This is a genomic window from Rhodococcus sp. LB1 (assembly GCF_001583455.1).
GTDB classification, from domain to species: Bacteria; Actinomycetota; Actinomycetes; order Mycobacteriales; family Mycobacteriaceae; genus Rhodococcus_F; species Rhodococcus_F opacus.
This window is the reverse complement of record NZ_LTCZ01000118.1, coordinates 1-455: the sequence shown is the minus strand read 5'-3', so window position 1 is coordinate 455 and position 455 is coordinate 1. Positions and strand designations below refer to the sequence as shown.

The following is a 455-nucleotide window of genomic DNA, read 5'->3' as shown; positions in this document are numbered from 1 at the left end:
CTCGGGGTCTCCACCCGGCGGATGGACCGGCTCGTCGACACGTTGGGCATCACCAGCCTGTCCAAGTCGCAGGTGTCCGTGATGGCCAAGGACCTCGACACCCAGGTCGAGGCGTTCCGCAGCCGCCCGCTCGATGCCGGGCCGTACACCTTCGTCGCCGCCGACGCCCTTGTGCTCAAGGTGCGGGAGAACGGTCGGGTGGTGAATGTGCACACCCTGGTCGCGGTCGGCGTCAACGCCGAGGGCTACCGCGAGATCCTGGGCGTGGATGTGACCTCGTCCGAGGACGGTGCCGGCTGGCTGGCGTTCTTCCGATCGCTCGTCGCCCGCGGTTTGAGCGGGGTGCGGTTGGTGACCTCCGATGCGCACGCCGGGTTGGTGGCGGCGATCGGTGGGACCCTGCCGGGCGCCTCGTGGCAGAGGTGTCGAACCCATTGTGACTGTAAGGTAATAAC

General features: G+C 67.9%; 1 protein-coding gene. It reads left to right on the top strand.

What is annotated here, in order from left to right; all coding sequences use genetic code 11:
• A partial coding sequence (locus AZG88_RS53750; protein ID WP_231914070.1) for an IS256 family transposase occupies window positions 1-455 on the top strand: 455 nt, incomplete at both ends.